General features: G+C 59.7%; 17 protein-coding genes, 2 tRNA genes and 1 pseudogene. 4 read left to right on the forward strand and 16 right to left on the reverse strand.

Going from position 1 to position 22,204, the window contains the following annotated elements; all coding sequences use genetic code 11:
• Nucleotides 1-26: 26 nt before the first annotated feature.
• The 7 genes from lepB to rpoE all read right to left on the reverse strand — a co-directional run bounded on the left by lepB (nt 27) and on the right by rpoE (nt 7,218).
• Nucleotides 27-1,001: a signal peptidase I gene (lepB, locus tag QQK16_RS16275; protein WP_284197530.1), complete on the reverse strand. Its 975-nt coding sequence runs from the start codon at nt 999-1,001 to the stop codon at nt 27-29.
• A 123-nt stretch (nt 1,002-1,124) separates the two neighbouring features.
• Nucleotides 1,125-2,918 carry a translation elongation factor 4 gene (lepA, locus tag QQK16_RS16280; RefSeq protein WP_284197531.1) on the reverse strand — a complete coding sequence of 598 codons (1,794 nt, stop codon included), beginning with the start codon at nt 2,916-2,918 and terminating at the stop codon, nt 1,125-1,127.
• A gap of 130 nt (nt 2,919-3,048) precedes the next feature.
• On the reverse strand, nt 3,049-3,309 hold the full coding sequence (locus QQK16_RS16285; RefSeq protein ID WP_284197532.1) for a glutaredoxin family protein: 261 nt from the start codon (nt 3,307-3,309) through the stop codon (nt 3,049-3,051).
• Nucleotides 3,302-4,798, reverse strand: coding sequence for a DegQ family serine endoprotease (locus QQK16_RS16290; protein ID WP_284197533.1), 1,497 nt, complete (start codon nt 4,796-4,798; stop codon nt 3,302-3,304). Before QQK16_RS16290 ends, QQK16_RS16285 begins: the two co-directional genes overlap by 8 nt.
• Before the next feature lie 195 nt (nt 4,799-4,993).
• Nucleotides 4,994-5,971 (reverse strand): MucB/RseB C-terminal domain-containing protein, encoded by a 978-nt coding sequence (locus QQK16_RS16295; RefSeq protein ID WP_284197534.1) that lies wholly within the window; start codon nt 5,969-5,971, stop codon nt 4,994-4,996.
• 91 nt (nt 5,972-6,062) lie between these two features.
• Complete coding sequence (locus QQK16_RS16300) at nt 6,063-6,584, reverse strand: sigma-E factor negative regulatory protein (protein ID WP_284197535.1); 522 nt, start codon at nt 6,582-6,584, stop codon at nt 6,063-6,065.
• A 28-nt stretch (nt 6,585-6,612) separates the two neighbouring features.
• On the reverse strand, nt 6,613-7,218 hold the full coding sequence (gene rpoE / locus QQK16_RS16305; protein ID WP_284197649.1) for an RNA polymerase sigma factor RpoE: 606 nt from the start codon (nt 7,216-7,218) through the stop codon (nt 6,613-6,615).
• Between the two features lie 355 nt (nt 7,219-7,573).
• Here rpoE and nadB point away from each other — a divergent pair, with 355 nt between their 5' ends.
• Entirely contained in the window at nt 7,574-9,148 is a 1,575-nt protein-coding gene (nadB, locus tag QQK16_RS16310) for an L-aspartate oxidase (protein ID WP_284197536.1), read from the forward strand.
• Between the two features lie 170 nt (nt 9,149-9,318).
• On the opposite strand, the gene QQK16_RS16315 is transcribed toward nadB, so the two are convergent.
• From QQK16_RS16315 to QQK16_RS16325, 3 genes are all read right to left on the reverse strand, one after another.
• The gene (locus QQK16_RS16315) at nt 9,319-9,732 is read right to left on the reverse strand and encodes a protein YgfX (RefSeq protein WP_284197537.1); all 414 of its coding nucleotides are present in this window, start codon (nt 9,730-9,732) and stop codon (nt 9,319-9,321) included.
• A 63-nt stretch (nt 9,733-9,795) separates the two neighbouring features.
• The gene (locus QQK16_RS16320) at nt 9,796-10,485 is read right to left on the reverse strand and encodes an SIMPL domain-containing protein (RefSeq protein WP_284197538.1); all 690 of its coding nucleotides are present in this window, start codon (nt 10,483-10,485) and stop codon (nt 9,796-9,798) included.
• An 88-nt stretch (nt 10,486-10,573) separates the two neighbouring features.
• The gene (locus tag QQK16_RS16325; RefSeq protein ID WP_284197539.1) at nt 10,574-10,936 is read right to left on the reverse strand and encodes a hypothetical protein; all 363 of its coding nucleotides are present in this window, start codon (nt 10,934-10,936) and stop codon (nt 10,574-10,576) included.
• Nucleotides 10,937-11,091: 155 nt separating this feature from the next.
• Here QQK16_RS16325 and QQK16_RS16330 point away from each other — a divergent pair, with 155 nt between their 5' ends.
• Nucleotides 11,092-11,436 carry a hypothetical protein gene (locus tag QQK16_RS16330; protein ID WP_284197540.1) on the forward strand — a complete coding sequence of 115 codons (345 nt, stop codon included), beginning with the start codon at nt 11,092-11,094 and terminating at the stop codon, nt 11,434-11,436.
• A 15-nt stretch (nt 11,437-11,451) separates the two neighbouring features.
• Here QQK16_RS16330 and QQK16_RS16335 read toward each other — a convergent pair whose 3' ends face one another.
• Together QQK16_RS16335 and rnr are read right to left on the reverse strand one after the other, a co-directional pair.
• A complete protein-coding gene (locus tag QQK16_RS16335; RefSeq protein ID WP_284197541.1) occupies nt 11,452-14,073 on the reverse strand; it encodes an ATP-binding protein in 2,622 nt (873 codons plus the stop codon).
• Between the two features lie 351 nt (nt 14,074-14,424).
• Nucleotides 14,425-17,031: pseudogene (gene rnr, locus QQK16_RS16340) on the reverse strand (ribonuclease R); the annotation flags it as partial.
• A gap of 66 nt (nt 17,032-17,097) precedes the next feature.
• Between rnr and QQK16_RS16345 the strand changes: the two are divergent.
• Nucleotides 17,098-17,184 (forward strand) — tRNA-Leu (locus QQK16_RS16345).
• Nucleotides 17,185-17,427: 243 nt separating this feature from the next.
• A tRNA-Leu gene (locus QQK16_RS16350) sits at nt 17,428-17,514 on the forward strand.
• A gap of 144 nt (nt 17,515-17,658) precedes the next feature.
• Here QQK16_RS16350 and QQK16_RS16355 read toward each other — a convergent pair.
• The 4 genes from QQK16_RS16355 to hflC all read right to left on the reverse strand — a co-directional run bounded on the left by QQK16_RS16355 (nt 17,659) and on the right by hflC (nt 22,204).
• Nucleotides 17,659-18,417, reverse strand: a complete 759-nt coding sequence (locus QQK16_RS16355) for a pyridoxine 5'-phosphate synthase (protein ID WP_284197543.1) — start codon at nt 18,415-18,417, stop codon at nt 17,659-17,661.
• 126 nt (nt 18,418-18,543) lie between these two features.
• Entirely contained in the window at nt 18,544-19,839 is a 1,296-nt protein-coding gene (locus tag QQK16_RS16360) for an adenylosuccinate synthase (RefSeq protein WP_284197544.1), read from the reverse strand.
• 81 nt (nt 19,840-19,920) lie between these two features.
• A complete protein-coding gene (locus tag QQK16_RS16365) occupies nt 19,921-21,072 on the reverse strand; it encodes an ATP phosphoribosyltransferase regulatory subunit (RefSeq protein ID WP_284197545.1) in 1,152 nt (383 codons plus the stop codon).
• Nucleotides 21,073-21,334: 262 nt separating this feature from the next.
• Nucleotides 21,335-22,204 (reverse strand): protease modulator HflC, encoded by an 870-nt coding sequence (gene hflC, locus QQK16_RS16370; RefSeq protein WP_284197546.1) that lies wholly within the window; start codon nt 22,202-22,204, stop codon nt 21,335-21,337.

Consider the following 22,204-nt stretch of genomic DNA (forward strand, 5'->3'; position numbering starts at 1 on the left):
CAAACAGGGCTCATCTACTCACGATACTATTGAATACGGGTGCCAATCCGGCTGAACTGGCCGAAATTCATCCAGACCATAAAGGCACGGCCTGCCAGATGGTCATCCGGCACAAAGCCCCAGTAACGACCGTCATTGCTATTGTCGCGATTGTCGCCCAGCATCATGTACTGGCCCTGGGGTACCGAGCAGCTGAATCCCGTCTCGTCATGCTGGCACTGCTGCTCGCGCATAGGGAAATCATGCACCGACATGGGTATCAGGCTAGGTGTACCCGGCACATTCAGAGTCTCATACTTGTGTTGGTTCAACTTCTCGGCCATGCGTACGGCCTGCACCGACTCCTGACCAGCATCCTTGTACTCGTAGTTCCCCACCGGCACGCTATCCACACGCACACCGTTGATGGTCAGCTGCTTGTTGCGGTACTCCACCTTGTCGCCAGGCACACCGATGACACGCTTGATGTAGTTGATCTTGGTATCCTCAGGGAAACGGAACACCACAACATCGCCACGCTCCGGCTTGCCCACCGGGATCACCGGCACATTCAGGAAGGGTACGCGTACACCATAAGCCGACTTGTTGATCAGGATGAAATCCCCCACGATCAAGCCTGGACGCATGGAGCTGGAGGGGATCTGCATCGGTTCGATCACAAAGGTCTTGCCTATGCCGATGGCCGCCAGCACCAGTGCATTGGAAAAGCCGAAAGCTGCCCAATCTGGCAAGGCCTTTTCATTGCCCTTGGCCTTATAGCCCATCAGCTTGGCAATCAGCGCCATCACAGCCGCCACCAGCATCACGACAAAGAACAGGTCGCTGGGGTTGGCGAACAAGGACAGCACGCCCCAGCCGCCGACCAGTATGAAGAAATATCCCCACAGCGCACTTTCAGCCATCTGCTCGGCATCAAACACGGGCTGGGCAGATCTGCGCGAGTACCAGATCAGGGCGGGGCCAGCAAGCAAGGCAACAAAGGCAAGCAAGGTCCAGTTCATGCGGGCTTTCTTGGCGTGTTAGGGGTTGTATGGGCATGACAATAGCGCTTGCAAGCACTTGTCACACCCAGATTGAGACAGAACGCCGATCAGGCGGTACCAACTGCCTGATACGGCATCGTGTTACTTGTCACTGACCTGCAGAATCGCCAGGAAGGCCTCTTGCGGGATTTCCACGTTACCCACCTGCTTCATCCGCTTCTTACCGGCCTTCTGCTTCTCCAGCAGCTTCTTCTTGCGGCTGATATCACCGCCATAGCACTTGGCCAACACATCCTTGCGCATGGCCTTGACGGTTTCACGGGCAATGATGTGGGCGCCGATGGCCGCCTGTATGGCAATGTCGAACATCTGCCGCGGTATCAATTCGCGCATCTTGCTGACCAGTTCGCGGCCACGGTAAACGCTGGTGGCGCGATGCACAATCAGACTTAACGCATCGACTTTCTCACCGTTGACCAGCACATCGAGCTTGACCAGATCGTCGGAGCGGAATTCCTTGAAGTCATAGTCCAGCGAGGCATAACCACGCGACACCGACTTGAGCTTGTCAAAGAAATCCATCACCACCTCGGCCATAGGCAGTTCATAGGTCAGCATCACCTGACGGCCAAGATACTGCATATTGCGCTGGGCACCACGCTTCTGATTACACAGGGTCATCACCGCGCCCACATAGTCTTGCGGCACCAGAATGGTCGAGGTAATGATGGGCTCACGTATCTCTTCGATCTTGCCCAGCTCAGGCAAGCGCGACGGATTCTCGATCTCTATCAGTTCGCCATCCTTGAGCAGCACCTGATACACCACGGTCGGAGCCGTGGTAATCAGGTCCATGTCGAACTCGCGCTCCAGCCGCTCCTGCACGATTTCCAAGTGCAGCAAGCCGAGGAAGCCACAACGGAAGCCAAAGCCCAAGGCCTGCGACACTTCCGGCTCAAAATGCAGCGAAGCGTCGTTCAGCTTCAGCTTTTCCAGGCTGTCACGCAGCGAATCGTAATCATGCGACTCCACCGGATAGAGGCCGGCGAACACCTGCGACTTCACTTCCTTGAAGCCAGGCAAGGCCTCGGTCGCTGCCGACTTGACCAGGGTGATGGTATCGCCGACCTTGGCAGACGCCAGCTCCTTGATACCCGCGATGATAAAACCGACCTCACCCGCCTTGAGCGAATCGCGCTGCACCGACTTGGGTGTAAACACACCAACCTGTTCGCACAGATGCTGTGCCTTGGTCGACATGAACAGCAGCTTGTCCTTGGGTTTGATCTCCCCGTCGACCACCCGCACCAGCATCACAACGCCGACGTAGTTGTCGAACCAGGAGTCGATAATCAATGCCTTGACCGGCCCATCCGGGTTGCCCTTGGGGGCAGGCACCTTGGCGACCACGGCCTCGAGTATGTCTTCGATACCAATGCCATTCTTGGCGCTGGCGCGAACCGCATCCGTCGCCTCGATACCGACAATGTCCTCGATCTCATCGATGACCCGCTCGGGCTCGGCCGCAGGCAGGTCGATCTTGTTCAGCACGGCCACCACCTCGACACCCTGCTCAATGGCGGTGTAGCAGTTGGCTACCGTCTGTGCTTCCACGCCCTGGGAGGCATCAACCACCAGCAAGGCCCCTTCACAGGCGGCCAGCGAGCGGCTGACTTCATAGCTGAAGTCAACGTGGCCCGGGGTATCGATCAGGTTCAGGTTGTAGACCTGTCCATCACGCGCCTTGTAGTGCAAGGCAGCAGTCTGGGCCTTGATGGTGATGCCGCGTTCCTTCTCGATATCCATGGAATCGAGCACCTGCTCACTCATCTCCCGCAGCTCCAGGCCGCCGCAGAATTGGATAAAGCGGTCAGCCAAGGTGGATTTACCGTGGTCGATGTGGGCGATGATGGAGAAATTGCGAATATGGTTCATAAACTTCTGGGCGACACGACCGGAAAACTGCATGAAAAATGGGCACGTTGCGACGTGCCCACGTTGATTTTTCGCGATTTTACCGGATTCAGCGTAGCTTGGGTGGATAGTGACACAGCCACCGTTGCCGTCAGGCAGTCCGCAGGCGTCCTAGGTAGGCATCCAGCTTGTAGCGATCGAGGTGATAGAAGCAAATCACCTCGTCACCATTGCCCGCCAGCACCGGCACCATATCGTTGTACTTGGCCTCAGCGGCGTCATCGTCGTCGATATCGAACCAGATCACATCCAACTGCAGATCCGGCGCCAGCAGACGCAACTCCTCGCGCATCTGCTGGCACAGGCTGCAATATTCCCGGCCATACAGCGTCAGCAATGCCCGCTCAATCATCGCCCTTGTCGCCCTTTTCCGGCATCTTCAAGGTCACAAACAGCGACGCATCACCACGGCGCAAACGGAGCGGTATGCTGCCGCCCGGTTTCACCGCTGTCAGGGCATTATCCAGTTGGCTCAGCGAGGCCAGCTCATCACCGCCTATGCCTACGATAAAGTCACCTGGCTGTATGCCAGCGCGACCGGCCGATCCACGCACCTCCACCACCTGCATGGCGAACTTCACGCCCAATTGCTTGAGCGTGCGAGCATCCACCTCGCGTATGGTCAAGCCAGACTTGCTGACGCCCGCCTCGGTCTTGGGTTCGGACTTGCGCTCGCGCTGGGCGGAGCGGCCATCAGCCGGTGTTTCCAGCTCTGCCACGTTGATCGTGACGGTCTTGCCAGCCTTGTCACGCCAGATTTCCATCGGCACGCTGCTGCCCGGCTTGGTCCCGCCCACGATACGGGGCAGGTCAGATGACTCCTCCACCGCCACGCCGTTGAACTTGAGGATAACGTCACCCGCCTTCAGTCCAGCCTTGGCTGCAGGGGAGTCCGACTCCACATTGGTGACCAGGGCACCCTTCTTGGCCTTGAGGCCGAAGCTCTCGGCCAGCTCATCGCTCATGCCTTGTATGCCGACACCTATGCGCCCACGGGTAACCTTGCCCTGACGCTTGAGTTGCTCGGATATCTGCACAGCAGTATCGATAGGGATGGCAAAAGACAGCCCCATATAACCGCCAGAGCGGCTGAATATCTGGGAATTGATCCCCACCACCTCGCCGCGCACATTGAACAGCGGGCCACCCGAGTTGCCTGGGTTCACCGCCGCATCGGTCTGGATGAAAGGCACGAAATTCTCATCCGGCAGATTGCGCCCCTTGGCGCTGACTATGCCGGCGGTCACGCTGTTATCGAGACCAAAGGGCGAACCGATGGCAATGACCCATTCACCGACACGCAGCTTTTCGCTGGAACCCAAATCCACCGTCGGCAGACCTGTGGCTTCAATCTTGAGCAAGGCCACATCGGTACGGGCGTCCGAACCCACCACCTTGGCCTTGAATTCTCGCCGGTCTATCAGCTTGACGGTAATTTCATCCGCATCCGCCACCACATGGGCATTGGTCAGCACATAGCCATCGGCTTCAATGATAAAACCAGAGCCAAACGACTGGGCGCGCTCCTCCCGTGGCCGTGGGGATTGCTGCGGCACCGGAAAGCCGAAGCGCCTGAAAAACTCCAGGGTCTCATTATCCATACCCTGAGCCGGGTTGCGATTGGCCCGCACAATCTGGGTAGTGCTGATATTCACTACGGCACGGCCCTCACGCTCAACCAAGGCGCTGAAATCTGGCAATCCTGCCACCAGGGGCGCAGCTGTTGCCGCCACGGTAGGCGCAACGGCAACAGGCTTGGCAGCGGGCTGAGCAGTGGCTGCTTCAGTGCAGGCAGTAAGACCGCAAGTGAACAACAAGGCGGTCAACAGGCTGTGTTTCATACCGATCTATCCTTTTTCTCGTTGACTGACTAGAAGGTGTGGAGAAGGTGATTGCTGCTCAGCGGAATTTCAAGAGACCCGCTGAAACAGGCAAATCTATGACGTGAGTTAGGAGCCCGGCCTTACCGGCCAAGTTCCCGATTGCTGTCGCCTTGCGACAAGCCCCCTGAAAACCGCGATGAACTGCATCATGGCTCAGCGAACGGAAAAAGCCTGGGTAAAAAGCTGCACCGTGCGCAATGGCACTTCGCCCAGCGCGGTGACACGCCAGCCATCTGCTTGACGCGAATAGAAATTCACGGTCTTGTTGCTGCGCGACAAAGGCAAGGCAACAGGATTGCTGCTGGCGGGCTCGACAAAGACCGATACGGTCGCCATGCCATCGCTATAGAGGAAATGCTGCACAGGGTCGGCCTTGCCCGGCAACTTGCTGAGAGCCTCTTTGACCAGCCGGAAGCCACTGGGCAAATTCGCCATCACGAACTGCGAAGCGCCCCCCAGCGGGGCGGGTAAGGCCTTGGGCAAAGGCTGGGGCTCCAGCGGCAGTGCCTTGCTGGCCAGCACCGATTTCAGTGCCCGCTTGTCTATGGGCCCACCAATATCCAGCTGGGTAAAAACAAAATGTTCCAGCAAATCGCCACGCTCAGGCGCAAACATGGTGCTCTTGAGCAGCAAGCCCGTATTGGTTTCCAGGCATAGCTGATGCGGATTACGCAGCTTGTCCTTAGGTTCCAGCAGGACGGACTGGCATTCATACCCCGCCACCCGCTCCACACCCAGGCGCTTGAAGCTGTAATTATTTAGCACATCCAATATCTGGTCCGGTATGACGCCGGGAAAGAACTTGTTCGCCGCACGCCTATCTAGCATGAAGGGACGGACATTGGGGAGATAACAGGTAATCTGGTCGTTATTGCGGACAAACTCACGCGGGATACCGTCCAGCGACTCACGCCGTTCCTGCTCACCGCCTGCATCGTAGGCATGTACCAGACGGAAAGTCTCCATCACGTCGGTATGGTGATAGAGATAGACGCCGCTGTAATTGAGTATTCGCGCCGACACCGCCATTCTTTTGAGCAAGCCGGCGGATTCGGAAGAAGTAAGCAATTCTGCAGCTTGTACCGACGAGGCGAGCAGCAACAGGCTGCACAAGCCCATACGCAGTTTCATGGCAGGCTTAGCGTCACGCAAGATATTAGGGGTATCCGTTGGGATTACGCGGCGCGCCCGGCGCGCCGCTTGTATGGCGTATCAATGCGGGTCAATGATGACCCGCTGCCCGTTCCGCCTCAGCACCCGTCAAGATAACAGGCTTGTGGCTGAAACCGGGATTGCCCGACATGGCCTGGTGGGCAAACAGATAGGGATTGACCTCCTCCACTACCTGCGGCGCGACCTTGATCGGCTGATTGGCCGCCAGCAACTCATTACCCGCCGGCGTACCCGGCACGGTCAAGCCACGTGCGCTGCTGACATACCACGCGGTTGCACTGACCAGTACCACCGACGCCGCCATCGACAGTGCAACCCATCGCTTGTGTGGAACAGCCATGCGCCGCCGCATGGCATTGGGTGCCAATATCGCAGGCTCCTGCTCCAGCCGCGTCGAAAAATTCGCCATGAAGTCGCCGGACAATACCGAGCGCTGATTCATCGCATCACCAATCAGGTGATAATCCCGCCAAGCGTCGGCGCCCTCTTCCTGCGAGATAGAGGCCATCAGCGCATCAAGCTCGTGGTCATCCCACTCGCCATCTACCATGGCCGAAAGTTTTTCCTGCATTTTCTGCACCCGTCTACCCTGTAGGTTGTTACCAACGCCGATCTTTGCCGACTGATTCAATCATGGGCCGCAGCTTGGTTGCAATCGCTTCGCGAGCCCGGAAGATGCGAGAACGCACCGTGCCGATAGGGCAATTCATTACAGCTGCAATATCTTCGTAGGACAAGCCCTCCATTTCGCGCAAGGTAATCGCGGTGCGCAATTCCTCAGGCAGGGCTTCTACCGCTTGGTTCACCGTCGCCACGATCTGACGGTTCATCATTTCGGTTTCAGGGGTATTCATATCTGGCAACTGCGATGCCGTATCCAGGGTATCGCCGTCCTCATCCTCATACTCGGTGGAGAGCACAGGGCGACGCCCAAGCGATGCCAGGTAATTCTTGGCCGTATTGATAGCGATGCGGTACAGCCAGGTATAAAAGGCACTTTCACCACGGAACGCGGGCAAAGCACGGTAAGCCTTGATGAAGGCTTCCTGGGTAACATCTTCAATCTCGGCCTGATCGCGGATCATGCGGCTGAGCAGCCGGCCGATCTTGCGATGGTACTTGTTGACAAGCAGCTCGAAGGCTTTCTTGTCACCGCGCTGAACGCGAAGTACCAGTTCATGGTCGATATCCCGCTCACTCGACATGGTGCGTGTTTTCTCCTGGCTGACGGCGGCCGCCTGCGGCTTCACCGTCTCAACTGGGAGAACATGCGAGCTTTCCCGTGCTTTTTCAAGCTTGGGCGTGACCTTGCGTTCAGTGTTGGACGTAATGCCCAGACTGTCCAGCAAGTTTGCGGGCTGTAGTGTAATGGTATCCATCTTGAGTGGGCCTTTCCGCTCTCCTCCCTCGCGGGCACCTAGCAGTGACACCAGGCATCGCAGAAAAGTTCCAACAATTTTCGCCAAGATGGCAAAGACCGCGCAAATGCCATGGTTTTGTCGCCGCCAGCAGGGCGCAGCGCTTTGGTATAGTGGCGGTTAACTCCTCTGAAGCCTGACCATGCAAGAATACGATGTACTGATACTGGGCAGTGGCCTGGCCGGCATGACGCTGGCCTTACAATTGGCTGATACCCACAAGATCGCCATGGTAACCAAGCGTAGCCTGACCGATGGCGCCAGCCAATGGGCTCAAGGCGGTATCGCCGCCGTACTCGACCAGACCGACACCATAGACGAGCATGTGGACGACACGTTGGTTGCAGGCGCAGGCCTGTGTGACGAGGCCGCCACCCGTTTCATCCTGGAACATGCCCGCAGTGCCATAGAGTGGCTGATCGAACTGGGCGTTCCTTTTACACCAGACGCCGCCCACGAAACCGGCTTTCACCTTACCCGTGAAGGCGGGCACTCGCATCGCCGCATCATCCATGCCGCAGATGCCACGGGCGCCGCCGTGATTGCCACCCTGGCGGACAAGGTCAGGCAACACCCCAACATCACCCTGCTGGAGCAGCATATCGGCCTGGACCTGATTACCGGCAAGAAGCTGGGGCGGGAAGAGGCAGGCTGCCTGGGTGCGTATGTATTCGACAAGCAAGCCGACCGTGTCATTACCTTGCTGGCCAAGCACACCGTGCTGGCCACTGGCGGCGCCGGCAAGGTCTACCTCTATACCACCAACCCGGATACGGCCACTGGCGACGGCATTGCCATGGGCTGGCGGGCAGGCTGCCGGGTGGCCAATATGGAATTCATCCAGTTCCATCCCACCTGCCTGTACCACCCACACGCCATGAGCTTCCTGATTTCCGAGGCGGTACGCGGCGAAGGTGGCTTGCTCAAGTTGCCCGATGGCAGCCGCTTCATGCCGGCCCACGATGAACGCCACGAACTGGCCCCGCGTGACATTACCGCCCGGGCTATCGACTTCGAAATGAAGAAATATGGCCTGGATTGCGTCTATCTGGATATCAGCCACCAGCCGCCGGAGTTCGTGAAGGAACACTTCCCCACCATCTACCAGCGCTGTCTGGAGTTGGGCATAGACATTACCAGGCAGCCCATACCCGTGGTGCCGGCAGCCCACTATACCTGTGGCGGCCTGGTAACCGATCTGGCGGGGCGCACCGATGTAGCCCACCTTTATGCCATCGGTGAAACCGCCTGCACTGGCCTGCACGGTGCCAATCGCCTGGCCAGCAACTCCCTGCTGGAGGCACTGGTACTGGGGCGTGAAGCAGCAGAGCATATCGCCACAGCAGAGCCCGCCCCGCAACTGGCCGTCCCAGCCTGGGATGAAAGCCAGGTCAGCGATGCCGATGAAGAAGTGGTGATCGCCCACAACTGGGATGAATTGCGGCGCTTTATGTGGGACTACGTGGGCATAGTACGGACCGACAAACGACTGGAACGTGCCGCCCACCGCATCGCCCTGCTCAAGCGCGAGATCGACGAGTTCTACCGCCACTTCAGGGTCAGCAACGACCTGATAGAACTGCGCAATCTGGTCGATACCGCCGATCTGATAGTCCGTTCCGCCCAAGTACGGCACGAGAGCCGCGGCCTGCACTACAGTAGGGACTATCCCGCAACCTTGCCGCAGGCCACCCCCACCATCCTGCCGGGGCGCTGACCGGGCGCGCCGGCTTGCCTATTCAACGGCTTCCGGCGCTGCAGCGCAAATACGCCCAATAAAACCAGCGTAGCGGCTTTAGCTGAGCATGCGTACCCAGGAACCGCTGCTAGCGGGACGAGGGCATACCAAGCTCCTACAACAACGCCAACAGGGTTTTGTTAGCAGCGCTAAGCCCCCCACCGCAGCCACGCCCGCAAACGGCGTAGTGCGTGGGCATCACTGCTATCCGGCCACAGCAAGACCCGCAGCGTTCGGCCGTCCGTCTGCCTAAAGGGCAAGACCAGCAAGAAGGCGTGGGCGTGGGCCCCCGGCAGCAGCGTGGCCTCCACCTCGGCCCCATTCCAGCGCAAGCTCCAGCTGCCATCGGCCAGCAAACGCATGCCCACCAGTTGCGGCTGCCGCCCACGGCGATACCACGCAGCGCCAGACAACAACACCATCAACGTTGCCAGCAACTGCCACGGCCATGGCATGGCGGCCAGCCAGGGCATGGGCAAGGCCAGCAGATGCAGCAGCAGCACCGCCCGTGGCGCCAGGCGCGATGGCTGCAGCACCAGCTGTAGCGGTGGATTGGTTTTCATGCGGTCTATGCGACAAGGGAGCAGCCATGCTGCCCCCTTGCCTTGCTTGCGGTTGGCGCAGACTTATTGGACTTCCACGCTACCGGAGACGCCTACCACAACCTCGCTGTCGCCACCTTCCATGGGCGGCGGCGCTACGTCGGCGACGGCCATGGTACGCATGGTGCCAGCCTTGTACATGGGCTGCGGGTAGGAGCTGCTGGTATTCAGGTTGAGGTTGACCAGCTTGTAGCTCTTGCCACCCACACTCTTCTTCACCACATCGGCACGGCTGCGGAATGCCTGGATGGCCTCATCCATCAATTCGGTCTCTACCCGCTCACGCGTCGCCGGCGCCACCGTAAACTGGATACCACCCAATTGCATATTGGCCTGCAGCTTGCCAACCAATTCACCGATAGCCTTGAAGTCGGTCGACTCCAGCCTGATCTCGGCACGGCCACGCCAGCCTTCCAGCCTGTTCTTACTGCTGTAGATGGGATAGACACTGTTGCCATTGGCTGCGGCCTTGACGCTTGCGTAAGCCTTGGCTGTCTTGAGCGCCTCGGCAGCCGAACGATTGAGCTTGTCGGACAGCGCGCCCGCGTTGGCGTCGTTGTACTCCACATACAGGCTCGCACTGGCCAGATCATTGGTCACGGCACGGCGTGCCTCAGCCTGCAGGCTGACCAGGTTGTACTGTGGCACCATCTCAGCGGCAAACACACTGCCGGTCAACAGGGCCAGGGTAACGATACGGGCTAACTTGTTCATGCTTTTCCTCTCTCGGGTAGGGCTGTCTGGTCATCCGCAACCAGACATCACGGCCAGTCTCGCATTGCTGGCCTGAATTCCGCCTGAATCAATGCAGGCCGTGGTCAGCCGTGGGGCTGTTGTGGATATCCTCATCCACACTGTCCATCAACACGGTATGTATCTCCACCTCGAACCAGTCCCAGAACACCTTCAGGTTGCGGCTCTTGGGCCACAGCTTGCTGTCCTGCGCCCAGGACGCCAGTTCCATCTCGAACACCTTGTCCGCCATGTCATCGATATAGGCGATACCGTCTTCCTGCTCATTGACCTCCGGTATCATCAATACCGTGCAATCACTGCGTATATCGTCGAGGCTGAGCGTAACTTCGTTTTCTGGCAGGGCGTTGAGCCAGTCCAGAAAGGGCTTCTTGGGCTTGATGACAGCGATCGATCGATCAACAAAGTACATTTGGGGTTTCTCCAGGAAAGACACTAAGCGGCCGCCATGATTCGTTCCGTCTGCGCGAAATTCGCCATGTCCAGCCCCAAGCAGCATAGCATGGCTGGAAACCCCCCCTCAGCATCGCTTAGAATCAATCGATAGACTCACGACAAGGGCATGGCATGTTTGATCAACGCACCTCGGGTAGACGACTGGTACGCTGGAAAGCCGCCGTCATCCCCCTCAACCAGCCCGACCGCATCATACAAAGCCATGCCACCGAAGTAGCACAGAAAGGGATATCCCTGTTCTGTACCGAGCAGTTGTTTCCCCATATCACCTACCGTGTCATCCTGCAGATACCGGATGCCATGCATATCAGCGTGTCCTACGTCGAAGTGGAAGGCAAACCCATCTACTCTTCGTTGGTGGGCTCCATGGGCGAGTTCCGTACCGGCCTCAAGCTGACTGATGTCAGCAACGAGTACCGCACGAAGCTGGACCAGTTGCTGCGTGGCATGGGTTAGTTCCCTGGGTAGAGGTCAAGCTGCCACCCATTCCGCCATACGTATCAGACACGCCTCCCCGGCAGTCAGCAGGCGCGCATACGCAGCGGCATTAGCCCCGCCCTGCTTGGCAGCCTGCTCCAAGGCCTGCGAAGCCGCCACCCCTTCGCTGGACGCCAGCGCACCAAAGCTGCCCTTGAGGGTATGCGCCAATTTGGCCACAGCCGGCAGGTCACCTGCCTCCCAGGCAACTTGCAAGGCCATCCTGCGGGACGGCCACTCTGCGCTGAACAAGCTCGTCAACTCACGCACCAGGCCTGCATTGCCGCCACAGGTCTCCAGCGCCGCCTGGGGATCGAAAACGGTATCAACCATCAAGGGGGCCGGCACCCGCTCCTCCGCTGCTAACCGTGCCGGCTCAAGGCCTTCCGGCCTGATCTGCGCCAGCACCTGGCGCAGCTTGCCCACCGATATCGGCTTGGTCAGAAAGTCATCCATGCCGGCAGCCAGGCAACGCTCCCTATCCTCAGGCATGGCGTTGGCCGTCATCGCCACTATGGGTAGATGTCCATCCTCCTCCAGCGCCCTGATGGCGCGCGTGGCTGCCAGACCGTCCATCTCAGGCATCTGCATATCCATCAGGATCAGGTCGAAGGGCTGGCTCATGAAATGGTCCAAGGCCTCGCCACCATGATGGGCTACCGTCACCTTGTGACCATCCTGCTCCAGCAAGGCACAGGCCAGTTGCTGGTTCATGGCATTGTCCTCTGCCAACAAGATGCGCAAGGGCGCCGCAGCAGGCAACGGCGTTGCAACCACCCCCGGCTCAGGCGCATCGCACAGTCGCAAGGGCAGACAGAAACTGAATTCGCTACCCTGCCCAGGCACGCTTTGCACCTGCAACTCCCCACCCATGGCCCGTATCAGCCTGCGCGATATGGTCAGCCCCAACCCGCTACCACCATACCGCCGGGTAAAGCTGTCATCCGCCTGAGAAAAGGCCTCGAAGATGCTGTCCAGTTTATCGGCCGGAATACCGATGCCGGTATCGCTTACCGATATCCGCACCACGGCCGAATCTGCCTCTATCTCGAGCGCCTCCAGATGCAGGCTTACCCTGCCCCGCTCAGTAAACTTGATGGCATTACCCAGCAGGTTCACCAACACCTGGCGCAAACGACCCTCATCGGCATCCACCCAGCGAGGCACGGTTACTCCCATGCTCATCGCCAGGCTCAAGCCCTTCTCTTCGGCGGTAAAACGCAATAGCTCACTGGTGCGCGCGGCCAGGGCCCGCAAATCGAACACCCTCGCCTCAAGGCTGAGTTTGCCCGCCTCAATGCGCGAGAAATCCAGTATGTCGCCCACCAGCGCAACCAGGCCCTCGGACGAGAATCGCACAATCTCCAGGCGCTGCCGCTGGGTTTCGGTCACCTCCCCTGCCAGCAACATGCCTGTCATGCCGACGATGGCATTGAGTGGCGTACGTATTTCATGACTCATATTGGCCAGGAACTGGCTCTTGGCCTGGTTGGCTGCCTCTGCCTCTTCCTTGGCTTCCAGCATGCGGCGTTCGATCAGCTTGCGAAAAGACAGGTCATACCAGACCGCCAGCAGCAATTGCCGCTCGCCAACCGTCACAGGCGACACGGTAATCTCCACCAGCAACTCACTGCCGTCCGAGCGCAGGAACTGCCACTCGTAGCGATGCCAGCCCAGTTTGAGCGCCCTCTCGGCATAGTCGACCGCCAACTGGCGGGAATCACCGCCATCTGGTTGCCGGGGGGGGTAGAAACGGGCTGGATCGGTATCGATGAACTGCTTGCGGCTGGCCAGTCGCAGGGCCTGGGATGCCGCCCGGTTGCAGTCCACCACCCGACCACTCTTGGGATCGTACAGCGCCATGGGATTGGCAGACTGTTCAAACAAGACCCGAAACTTCTGCTCTGACTGCACCCGTTCCGATACGTCCTGGGCCGTCAGCAGCATGGCCATGCCACCATCCACCGGGTCCAGAACACGATGCAGGCTATAGGCATACCAACGTGGTTTGGGCCGGGCGCAGAACTGCCGCTCGCCCTGATCCACACCGTACGCTACCGCAGCCTGCCAGATGCGCTCGGCCTCTCCCCGGCTGGGCAACAAGCTGTAGAAACCACCTTCATCGGTCAGCGCCAATTGCGAGAACGCGCGCAGGGCCGCAGGGTTTTGCATCAACACCTGCCCCCGCATGTCAAACATCACCACGGCCAGCGAAAAATGGAGCACCGCTTCCACACCGCGCAAAGCCGCCGGATCAATGACATTCGGCCCGCTACGCAGCGCCTGGAAACACAGACCCTCACCGCCCTCCGGCAGGGTGACTGCCACCGCGGTCAGTGCAACCTGGGTGGGCTGGCCGCGCGGATAAAGCGTCCAGTTGGCCTGCCCCGTGCCCTTACTGGCAACGGCCTGCTGCAGGGCACGCAGGCGGGTCTCCGCCGCCGGCGACAGGTCGGACAGGTCGCGCGACAGCAGTTCGGCCTGGCTATCCGCCAACCATAAGCTTTCCGCAGCCGCATTGGCCCAGCGTATGCGCTGCCGTGCCAGGTCATAGACCCAGACCGGCACCGGCAGCCACTCATATTGCTTCAAGCTGTCCCAGGCTAGCGGCTGCATGCAGCATCCTCAGCTTTTCGGCTTGCTGCGGGTCTTGCTCGCAACCGGTGCAGTGGCCGCCGCTTTGGCCTTGGGGGCTGGCGTGGCCTTGGCGGTAGGCTTGGGTTTAGCCGCAACGGCCGCCTTGGCGGGTTTTGCGGCGGGCTTGGCTTTGCCGGCAGATTTGCCAGCAGGTTTGTCCGCCACCGTAGCGGCGGGCACGGCACCCTCCAAGGCCTTGGCCGCCGGTTTACGCGGGCGTTTGGCAGGCGCAGGCGGCGCCTCCGGCAGGGTTTGGCCGGGCTTGGGCAGGAACAAGGCGGCTACCTGGGCAGGCCGCTTGGGCATCAGGGCGGGTGCCTGAACCGGCGCCGACTTGGCCTTGCTACTCTTTGCAAGCACAGGTTCCGCTGGCGGTGCCGATTTATCCGCTGTCGAAGCAGGCTTGGCCTGGGTGGCAGTTTTTCTGGCCGGCTTGCCTGGGTTTGCGACAGCAGGTGCCTTTGCAATCTCCCCGCCCGCCTTGCGCTTCGCCGGCTTTGCCGCCGGTTTGACTTCCACAGCCGGCGACGCTGCTGGTTTGCGAGCCCGCTTGGCTGGCTTGGCTTCTTTGGTTTCCACCTCGGCCACCTGTGTGGCCGGAACCGAGACCGAGACCGAGACCGGGACCGGGACCGGGACCGGGACCGGGACCGGCCCAGCCTTGCGGCGAGGATGGCGTTTGCCAGCATCAGCCTGCTCAAGCTGCTGTTCCGGACGTTGCTCGATCAGCACGAAGTCTATCTTGCTGGTCTCCAGGTCTACCCGCGCCACTTTGATGGTGATCCTGTCCGTCAAGCCATAGGTCTTGCCGCTACGCTCCCCTCGCAGGGTATGGCTGGCTTCGTTGTACTGGAAGTAATCCGTACCCAGCTCAGAGATATGCAGCAGGCCCTCGACAAACAGGCCATCCAGGGTCACAAACAGGCCAAAGCTGGTGACGGCCGACACCACACCCTCAAATACCTCACCAATGCGATCCAGCATGTAGTAGCACTTGAGCCAGCTCTGTACATCGCGGGTCGCCTCATCAGCGCGCCGCTCGGTTTGCGAGCAGTGCGCCCCTATCTCTTCCCATTTGCCCGGCTTGTAGGCCGTCCCACACAGCACGGCCTTGATGGAACGATGCACCAGCAGATCGGGGTAGCGCCTTATCGGCGAGGTAAAGTGGGTATAGGCCTCATAAGCCAGGCCAAAATGCCCCGCCCGTTCCGGGCTGTAGACCGCCTGCTGCATGGAGCGCAACAGCATGGTCTGCAGCAGGCCTGCATCCGGCCGTTCCTTGACCTGCGCCATCAGGCCGGCATAGTCCTTGGCATGCGGTTCATCCCCCCCGCCCAGGCTAAGGCCGCGCTCGTTGAGGAAGCGCCGCAGATTCTCCAGCTTGCGCTCGGTCGGCCCCTCATGGATGCGATACAAGGCGGTATGGTCATGGCTGCCTAGGAAGTCAGCCGCGCAGACATTGGCCGCCAGCATGCATTCCTCGATCAGGCGATGCGCATCGTTGCGAGTCACCGGCACAATACGGTCTATCTTGCCCGCCTCGTTGAATACCATCTGGGTCTCGAGCGTATCGAAATCAATGGCACCGCGCTTGCCCCTGGCCTTGAGCAGGACATGGAACAAGTCATACAAGGTCTGCAGATCAGCCACCAGCCCCTTGCGCTTCTTGGCCGCCGGGCCTTTGGGATCCTGCAATATCTCCCATACCTCGTTGTAGGTATAGCGAGCCTTGGACAGCATCACGGCCGGGTAGAAGCGGTACTGCCTGACCTCCCCCTTGGCATCGACCTGCATATCGCAAACCATGCAACAGCGCTCTACCGCAGGGTTAAGCGAGCAGATACCATTGGACAGCGCTTCCGGCAACATGGGTATGACACGGCGGGGGAAGTACACCGAATTGCCGCGCTCGTAGCCTGTCTGGTCCAGCGCATCCTTGGGTCTCACGTAGTGGCTGACATCCGCGATCGCCACCACCAGCCGCCACCCCTTGCCACTGCGCTCGGCATACACGGCATCGTCGAAGTCACGCGCCGTCTCGCCATCAATGGTTACCAGCGGCATGTCGCGCAGATCCTCGCGTTTCAGCCCTTCCGGTGTCTTCCAATCCTTCTTCCTGACTTCCTGCGGCGTCTTGCCAGCCTGCGCCTCGGCCTCAGCCGAGAAAACATGCGGCAGATCGTGCTTGCGCAGGGCGATTTCGATCTCCATGCCAGGGTCAGCATAGTTGCCCAGTACTTCGACTATACGGCCGATGGCCTGACCATACTTGCTGGGTTGCGTCAGCAGTTCCACCGACACCACCTGGCCGGGCTCCGCGTCCAACCCGTCCTCGGGGCTCACCAGTATCTCCTGGGCAATACGCTTTTCTTCCGGACGGATAAAGCGCACGCCACGCTCGGCAAACAAGCGTCCCACCAAGCGGGTATTGACGTGTTCCAGCACCTCGACAATTTTGCCTTCCCGCCGGCCACGGCGATCCACGCCAATTTCACGCACCATTACCCGATCGCGATGCAATACTTTATGCATCTCCTTGGGCCCGATGAACAGGTCAGCGCTGCCATCGTCGGGCACCACAAAGCCAAAGCCGTCGGCATGGCCATGCACCCGACCCTTGATCAGATCCAGCTTGTCGGCGATGCAGATGGCCCCCTTGCGGTTGATCATCACCTCGCCCTCGCGCACCATCGCATTGATGCGCCGGCTGAAGAAATCTGCCTCATAGGGCTGTATGGAAAACAGCGCCACCAGCTCCTCGGGGAACATAGGCGCCCCTTTCTCAGTCAGAATCTGCAGCAAGTAGGCACGACTGGGCAAAGGGTGCTCGTAGCGCTCAACCTCTTGTTTGTAATAAGGATCCGCCTGCCTCAGCTTGAGTACGGCACGGGGGAGTTTGGCGATTTTTTCAGTTTTCTTTGTTTTCATCGTTGACACAGGAAATTGTCTCTCTATAATGCGCATCTCTCTGGACGCGCTGCTGCAAACGCAGCGATGTTCAAAGCCCAGGTGGCGGAATTGGTAGACGCACTAGGTTCAGGTCCTAGCGGTGGCAACACCGTGGAAGTTCGAGTCTTCTCTTGGGCACCAACACTCAATAAAGCCGATGCGCAAGCGTCGGCTTTATTGTTTTCCGCATTTGCCTTGACTTCAAGGTTGATTTTCTGGGCAGACTGCCCAGCAGCAACATGTCCCCCCGCTATCCCAGCAACAACCTGACCAAGGCGCAACATCGGTCCAGTCACTTTTTGCGCAGACGGGGTTGACAGATTTTCTACTACGGCTACAATGCCGACCTCTCGACGCATTACTGCAAACGCAGCGATGCTCGAAGCCCAGGTGGCGGAATTGGTAGACGCACTAGGTTCAGGTCCTAGCGGTGGCAACACCGTGGAAGTTCGAGTCTTCTCTTGGGCACCAATATTCAACAAAGCCGATGCGCAAGCGTCGGCTTTGTTGTTTTCAGCCCTGGCCTCGCGCGCCATACCACCGCACCATGGGCCCGCCACTACTGGGCGGCCCCCATTTATCGATAGCGACATGCCGACAGCCTTGGGCAAGCGTTCAGCTCCTGGCAGCCGCGATCACGGCCAGGTAGTTGCGCACGGTAGGCGCCAGCCCGTCGTACAAGGCCTCGCCAATCAGCGCATGGCCAATGGAAACCTCGTCCACCTGCGGTACAGCGCGCAGGAAAGGCCCCAGATTGACCTGATTGAGGTCATGTCCCGCATTCACCCCCAGACCGGCCGCCTGCGCCCTGCCAGCGGCCTTGGCGCAGTCTTCCAGCGCCTGCTGCCAGTCTCCCAGCGCAAAGGACTCGGCAAACGGGCCTGTGTAGATTTCTATGCGATCCGCACCCAGCTCCGCCACCCGCTCGATATCATCAGAATCGGCATCCATGAACAGGCTGACCCGGCAGCCCATGGCCTTGAGCTCCCGCACCAAGGGCTTGAGGCGTGCGCCATCGCGCTTCAGGTCAAAACCATGATCCGAGGTGATCTGCCCGTCTCCATCCGGCACCAGCGTAGCCTGCGCCGGACTGGTCTCTGCGCACAGGCGCAGCAGTCCCGGGTATTCACCACGGGCATCAGCGAAGGGATTCCCCTCTATATTGAACTCCGCCTGCGTACCTGCCAGAAATCCCCCTAGGGCACGGACATCCGCCGGCCGGATATGCCGCAAGTCCGGTCGCGGATGCACGGTAATGCCGCCACACCCCGCCGCCAGACAGGCCTCTGCCGCCTGCATCACGCTAGGCATGTCGCCGCCGCGCGAATTACGCAGTACAGCAATCTTGTTGATGTTTACGGATAAAACAGTCATGCGTCCTACTCGATAATCAGTCGTGGAAAGCGGCCCGGTCCAATCCTGGCGGCCGGGCCACCGGCCATCAGGGTATCAGCACGGGTGCAGAAATGAAAACGCCCGGTAGAACCGGGCGTCTGTCACTTAGTGCGTGAACGGGTGCCGTTGCACGATGGTCTCTTCGCGGTCTGGACCGGTAGAGATGATATCGATGGGCGCCCCCGTCACTTCCTCAATGCGCTTGAGGTAGTTACGGGCATTCAACGGCAAGTCCTCATAACGCTTCACACCAAAGGTGGATTCGCTCCAGCCAGGCAGCTCTTCATAGATAGGCGAGCAGCCCGACAGCTCTTCGGCACCGACCGGCAGAATGTCCACCACCTCGCCATTGATGCGATAGCCGGTACACAGCTTGATCACGTCTATGCCGTCCATGACGTCCATCTTGGTAACACATAGGCCCGAGACGCCATTGATCTGGATGGAACGCTTGAGTGCAGCCGCATCAAACCAGCCGCAACGGCGCGGGCGGCCGGTCACCGAACCGAACTCATTGCCACGCTTGGCCAGGCCCTCACCCACTTCATCAAACAGCTCGGTGGGAAAAGGACCGGAACCGACGCGGGTGGTATAGGCCTTCACGATACCCAGCACATACTGCAGCATCTGTGGCGCCACACCCGCGCCTGGTGCAGCTGCACCAGCCACGCAGTTGCTGGAGGTCACATAGGGATAGGTGCCGTGGTCGATATCCAGCAGGGTGCCCTGCGCACCTTCGAACAACAGTGGCTTGCCGGCCTTGTTCAGGTCGTGCAGGGTGCGCGACACATCGCCCACCATGGGCTTGATGCGCTCGGCCAGGCGCAAGGTGTCTTCCAGGGTCTTCTGGAAGTCGACCTGCTCCACCTTGAAATATTCCTTCAGCAGGAAGTTGTAATAGGCCAGGTTCTCACCCAGCTTGGCAGCAAGGCGGTCCGGGAAGAACAAGTCCTGGATACGGATCGCACGGCGCGCCACCTTGTCCTCATAGGCCGGGCCGATACCACGGCCGGTCGTGCCTATCTTCTTGTCGCCCTTGGCCGCTTCGCGAGCCTGATCCAGCGCAATATGGTAAGGCAGGATCAAGGGGCAAGCTTCCGAGATGGTCAGGCGGCTTTCCACATCCACGCCCGCAGCCTTCAGCTCGTCGATTTCCTTGAGCAGGGCCTCGGGCGAGATCACCACGCCATTGCCGATAAAGCAGGCCTTGCCAGCATGCATGATGCCCGAGGGAATCAGGCGCAGCACCGTCTTCTTGCCACCGATAACCAGCGTATGGCCCGCATTATGGCCACCCTGGAAACGCACCACGCCCTCGGCATGGTCCATCAGCCAATCGACGATCTTGCCCTTGCCTTCGTCACCCCACTGGGTGCCTATCACCACGACGTTACGGCTCATGGAATTTCCTTCATTACAGATTGCTTGGTCGCCGCGTTTCCGCGACGGGATAGAAACAGAATAGACTGTGCCGCGCTTATTTCAGAGTGGCTGAACCTGCCACTGACCATTGAGCTCGATCAGCTCGCGATCAGCGTGTAATTCTTCGACATCCACGATCTCACCCAGCCGCACCACCACGGTCTCGCCGGCAGCGCGCAGGGCTCGAATGGCGTCCGCCAACCGTGCATCGAACGCATCGGGCGCCAGGATGGCACTGCGTGCCGGTGTCGCCGGCAGACGCCAGGCTAACTCCTTTAGGTCCAGGCTGAACCCGGTTGCCGGACGACGACGGCCAAACTGCTCGCCGACATGGTCATAGCGGCCGCCTCGGGCAATGGCATTGGGCCACCCCTCGGCGTAGGCCGCAAACACCAGCCCGGTGTGGTAGTAACCCGAGCGCAGCTCCGCCAGGTCAAAATTTGGAACAATGCCGCGCGCCGCCAGCGCGGTTGTCAGGCCACGCAAGGCAGCCAGCGCCTCGATCACCTCAGGCAGGCGCGGCAGGCTTTGCTCGGCCCGCTCCAGCACCGTGGCATCACCATACAAGCCCGGCAGCGCCACCAAACCGGCACTCAGGCTGGCATCCAGCCCGGCCACCAGGCCCATCAAGGTCGGCACGTCCTTTTGCTGGATAGCGTGGAACACTGCCTCGCGGGCCTCACCCACCAGGCCCGCGGCATCAGCCAAGGCCAGGAACAAACCGATATGGCCGATATCCAGATGCACATGGTCTATGCCGGCCAGCTTGAGGCACTCCCCCATCAGCTCGACGATTTCCACGTCGGCAGCAACACCGGCATAGCCGTAAATCTCGGCGCCCAGCTGCAAGGGCTCACGTGCAGCCATGATCCCGTCTGGCTGGGTGTGTACAACCGGCCCGGCATAGCATAGCCGGGCCACCCCCTGGCGGTTCAGCAGATGAGCATCAATGCGGGCCACCTGGGGGGTCATATCGGCACGAAGGCCCAGCTGCCTTCCACTGAGCTGATCGGTCAGCTTGAAGGTCTTCAGGTCCAGCGCAGCATCCTGGCGGGTTAGCAGCGAATCGACGTATTCGATCAGCGGCGCCTGTACCAGTTCGTAGCCAAAGCTGGCAATCAAGTCCAGCGATCGGCGTCGCAATGTCTCCACCCGGCGCGCCTCAGGCGGCAGCAGGTCGGCAATGTTCTCGGGCAGTATCCAGTTATGCATAAGGTCAGGCCGGGGCACCAGGCACCGCAGCAATAATGATCCAGTCAACAACCAGCTCCGCCCGGATATCGCACCAAGCTCAAGGCTGGCCGATGGGGCGGCGAACAACCGCACTCAAGCAAGGCTCAAGAACGGCAAGAGGCCCTCGGCGGGATGCTGTCGATGCGGCCCTAGCGGGCTGGGCACCATGGCATCCTGGCACGAGGGCCAAGCAAAACAAGGCATTATCCCACAGGCGCGCTGCCGACAGCGCGCCCGTCTGTTACTTTGCGCGTGGATCCTTCATGTACTTGAAGAAAGCCGAGCTGGGGTCCAGCACCATCACATCAGACTTTGACTTGAAGGTCTGCTTATAGGCATCCAGACTCTTGTAGAACGCATAGAACTCGGGATTCTGGCCATAAGCGGCACCATAGATGGCAGCCGCACGACCATCGCCCTCACCCTTCAGTTGCTGCGCCTTGTTGTACGCATCGGCCAGGATGATTTCACGCTGGCGGTCTGCATCGGCACGTATCTTCTCCGCCTCGGCCGAGCCTTCCGAACGTAGCTGGTTGGCCACGGTCTTACGCTCCGAGATCATGCGGTCATACACCGCATTGCTGATATCGTTGGGAAAGTCCACACGCTTGAGCCGCACGTCCACGATCTTCACGCCTATCTTGCCGGCATCGGCATTGGCAACCACGCCCACCGATTCCATCACCTCTTCGCGCTTGCCCGAAATGACGTCCTGCACCGTGCGCTTACCAAACTCAGCCCGCAACACGTCATTGATGGTCTTGCGCAGACGGGCAGAGGCGGTACGCTCATTGCCACCCACCGTCTTGTAGTACTGCTCGACATTGACCACCTGCCACTTGACGTAGCTGTCCACCAGAACGTTCTTCTTCTCGATGGTGTTGAAGCGCTCAGGCGTCTCGGCATCCATGGTCAGAACGCGCCGATCAAAGTACCGTACCGATTGCAGCAACGGCACCTTGAAGCGTATGCCAGGCTCATTGACGGTACGCACTACCTCGCCCAACTGGAACACCATGGCAGATTGGCGCTGATCCACGGTAAACACGCTCATGCTGAGCACCAGTAGTGCCAGCAACACCACGACTATGGCGGGAATTAAGCGATTCAT

This window comes from Chitinimonas prasina (genome assembly GCF_030160395.1).
Classification (GTDB): Bacteria; Pseudomonadota; Gammaproteobacteria; order Burkholderiales; family Chitinimonadaceae; genus Chitinimonas; species Chitinimonas prasina.

Coding starts and splice junctions, on each gene's coding strand:
- lepB (WP_284197530.1), bottom strand. CDS start 1,001: ATGAACTGGACCTTGCTTGCCTTTGTTGCCTTGCTTGCTGGCCCCGCC.
- lepA (WP_284197531.1), bottom strand. CDS start 2,918: ATGAACCATATTCGCAATTTCTCCATCATCGCCCACATCGACCACGGT.
- QQK16_RS16285 (WP_284197532.1), bottom strand. CDS start 3,309: ATGATTGAGCGGGCATTGCTGACGCTGTATGGCCGGGAATATTGCAGC.
- QQK16_RS16290 (WP_284197533.1), bottom strand. CDS start 4,798: ATGAAACACAGCCTGTTGACCGCCTTGTTGTTCACTTGCGGTCTTACT.
- QQK16_RS16295 (WP_284197534.1), bottom strand. CDS start 5,971: ATGAAACTGCGTATGGGCTTGTGCAGCCTGTTGCTGCTCGCCTCGTCG.
- QQK16_RS16300 (WP_284197535.1), bottom strand. CDS start 6,584: ATGCAGGAAAAACTTTCGGCCATGGTAGATGGCGAGTGGGATGACCAC.
- rpoE (WP_284197649.1), bottom strand. CDS start 7,218: ATGTCGAGTGAGCGGGATATCGACCATGAACTGGTACTTCGCGTTCAG.
- nadB (WP_284197536.1), top strand. CDS start 7,574: ATGCAAGAATACGATGTACTGATACTGGGCAGTGGCCTGGCCGGCATG.
- QQK16_RS16315 (WP_284197537.1), bottom strand. CDS start 9,732: ATGAAAACCAATCCACCGCTACAGCTGGTGCTGCAGCCATCGCGCCTG.
- QQK16_RS16320 (WP_284197538.1), bottom strand. CDS start 10,485: ATGAACAAGTTAGCCCGTATCGTTACCCTGGCCCTGTTGACCGGCAGT.
- QQK16_RS16325 (WP_284197539.1), bottom strand. CDS start 10,936: ATGTACTTTGTTGATCGATCGATCGCTGTCATCAAGCCCAAGAAGCCC.
- QQK16_RS16330 (WP_284197540.1), top strand. CDS start 11,092: ATGTTTGATCAACGCACCTCGGGTAGACGACTGGTACGCTGGAAAGCC.
- QQK16_RS16335 (WP_284197541.1), bottom strand. CDS start 14,073: ATGCAGCCGCTAGCCTGGGACAGCTTGAAGCAATATGAGTGGCTGCCG.
- QQK16_RS16355 (WP_284197543.1), bottom strand. CDS start 18,417: ATGACTGTTTTATCCGTAAACATCAACAAGATTGCTGTACTGCGTAAT.
- QQK16_RS16360 (WP_284197544.1), bottom strand. CDS start 19,839: ATGAGCCGTAACGTCGTGGTGATAGGCACCCAGTGGGGTGACGAAGGC.
- QQK16_RS16365 (WP_284197545.1), bottom strand. CDS start 21,072: ATGCATAACTGGATACTGCCCGAGAACATTGCCGACCTGCTGCCGCCT.
- hflC (WP_284197546.1), bottom strand. CDS start 22,204: ATGAATCGCTTAATTCCCGCCATAGTCGTGGTGTTGCTGGCACTACTG.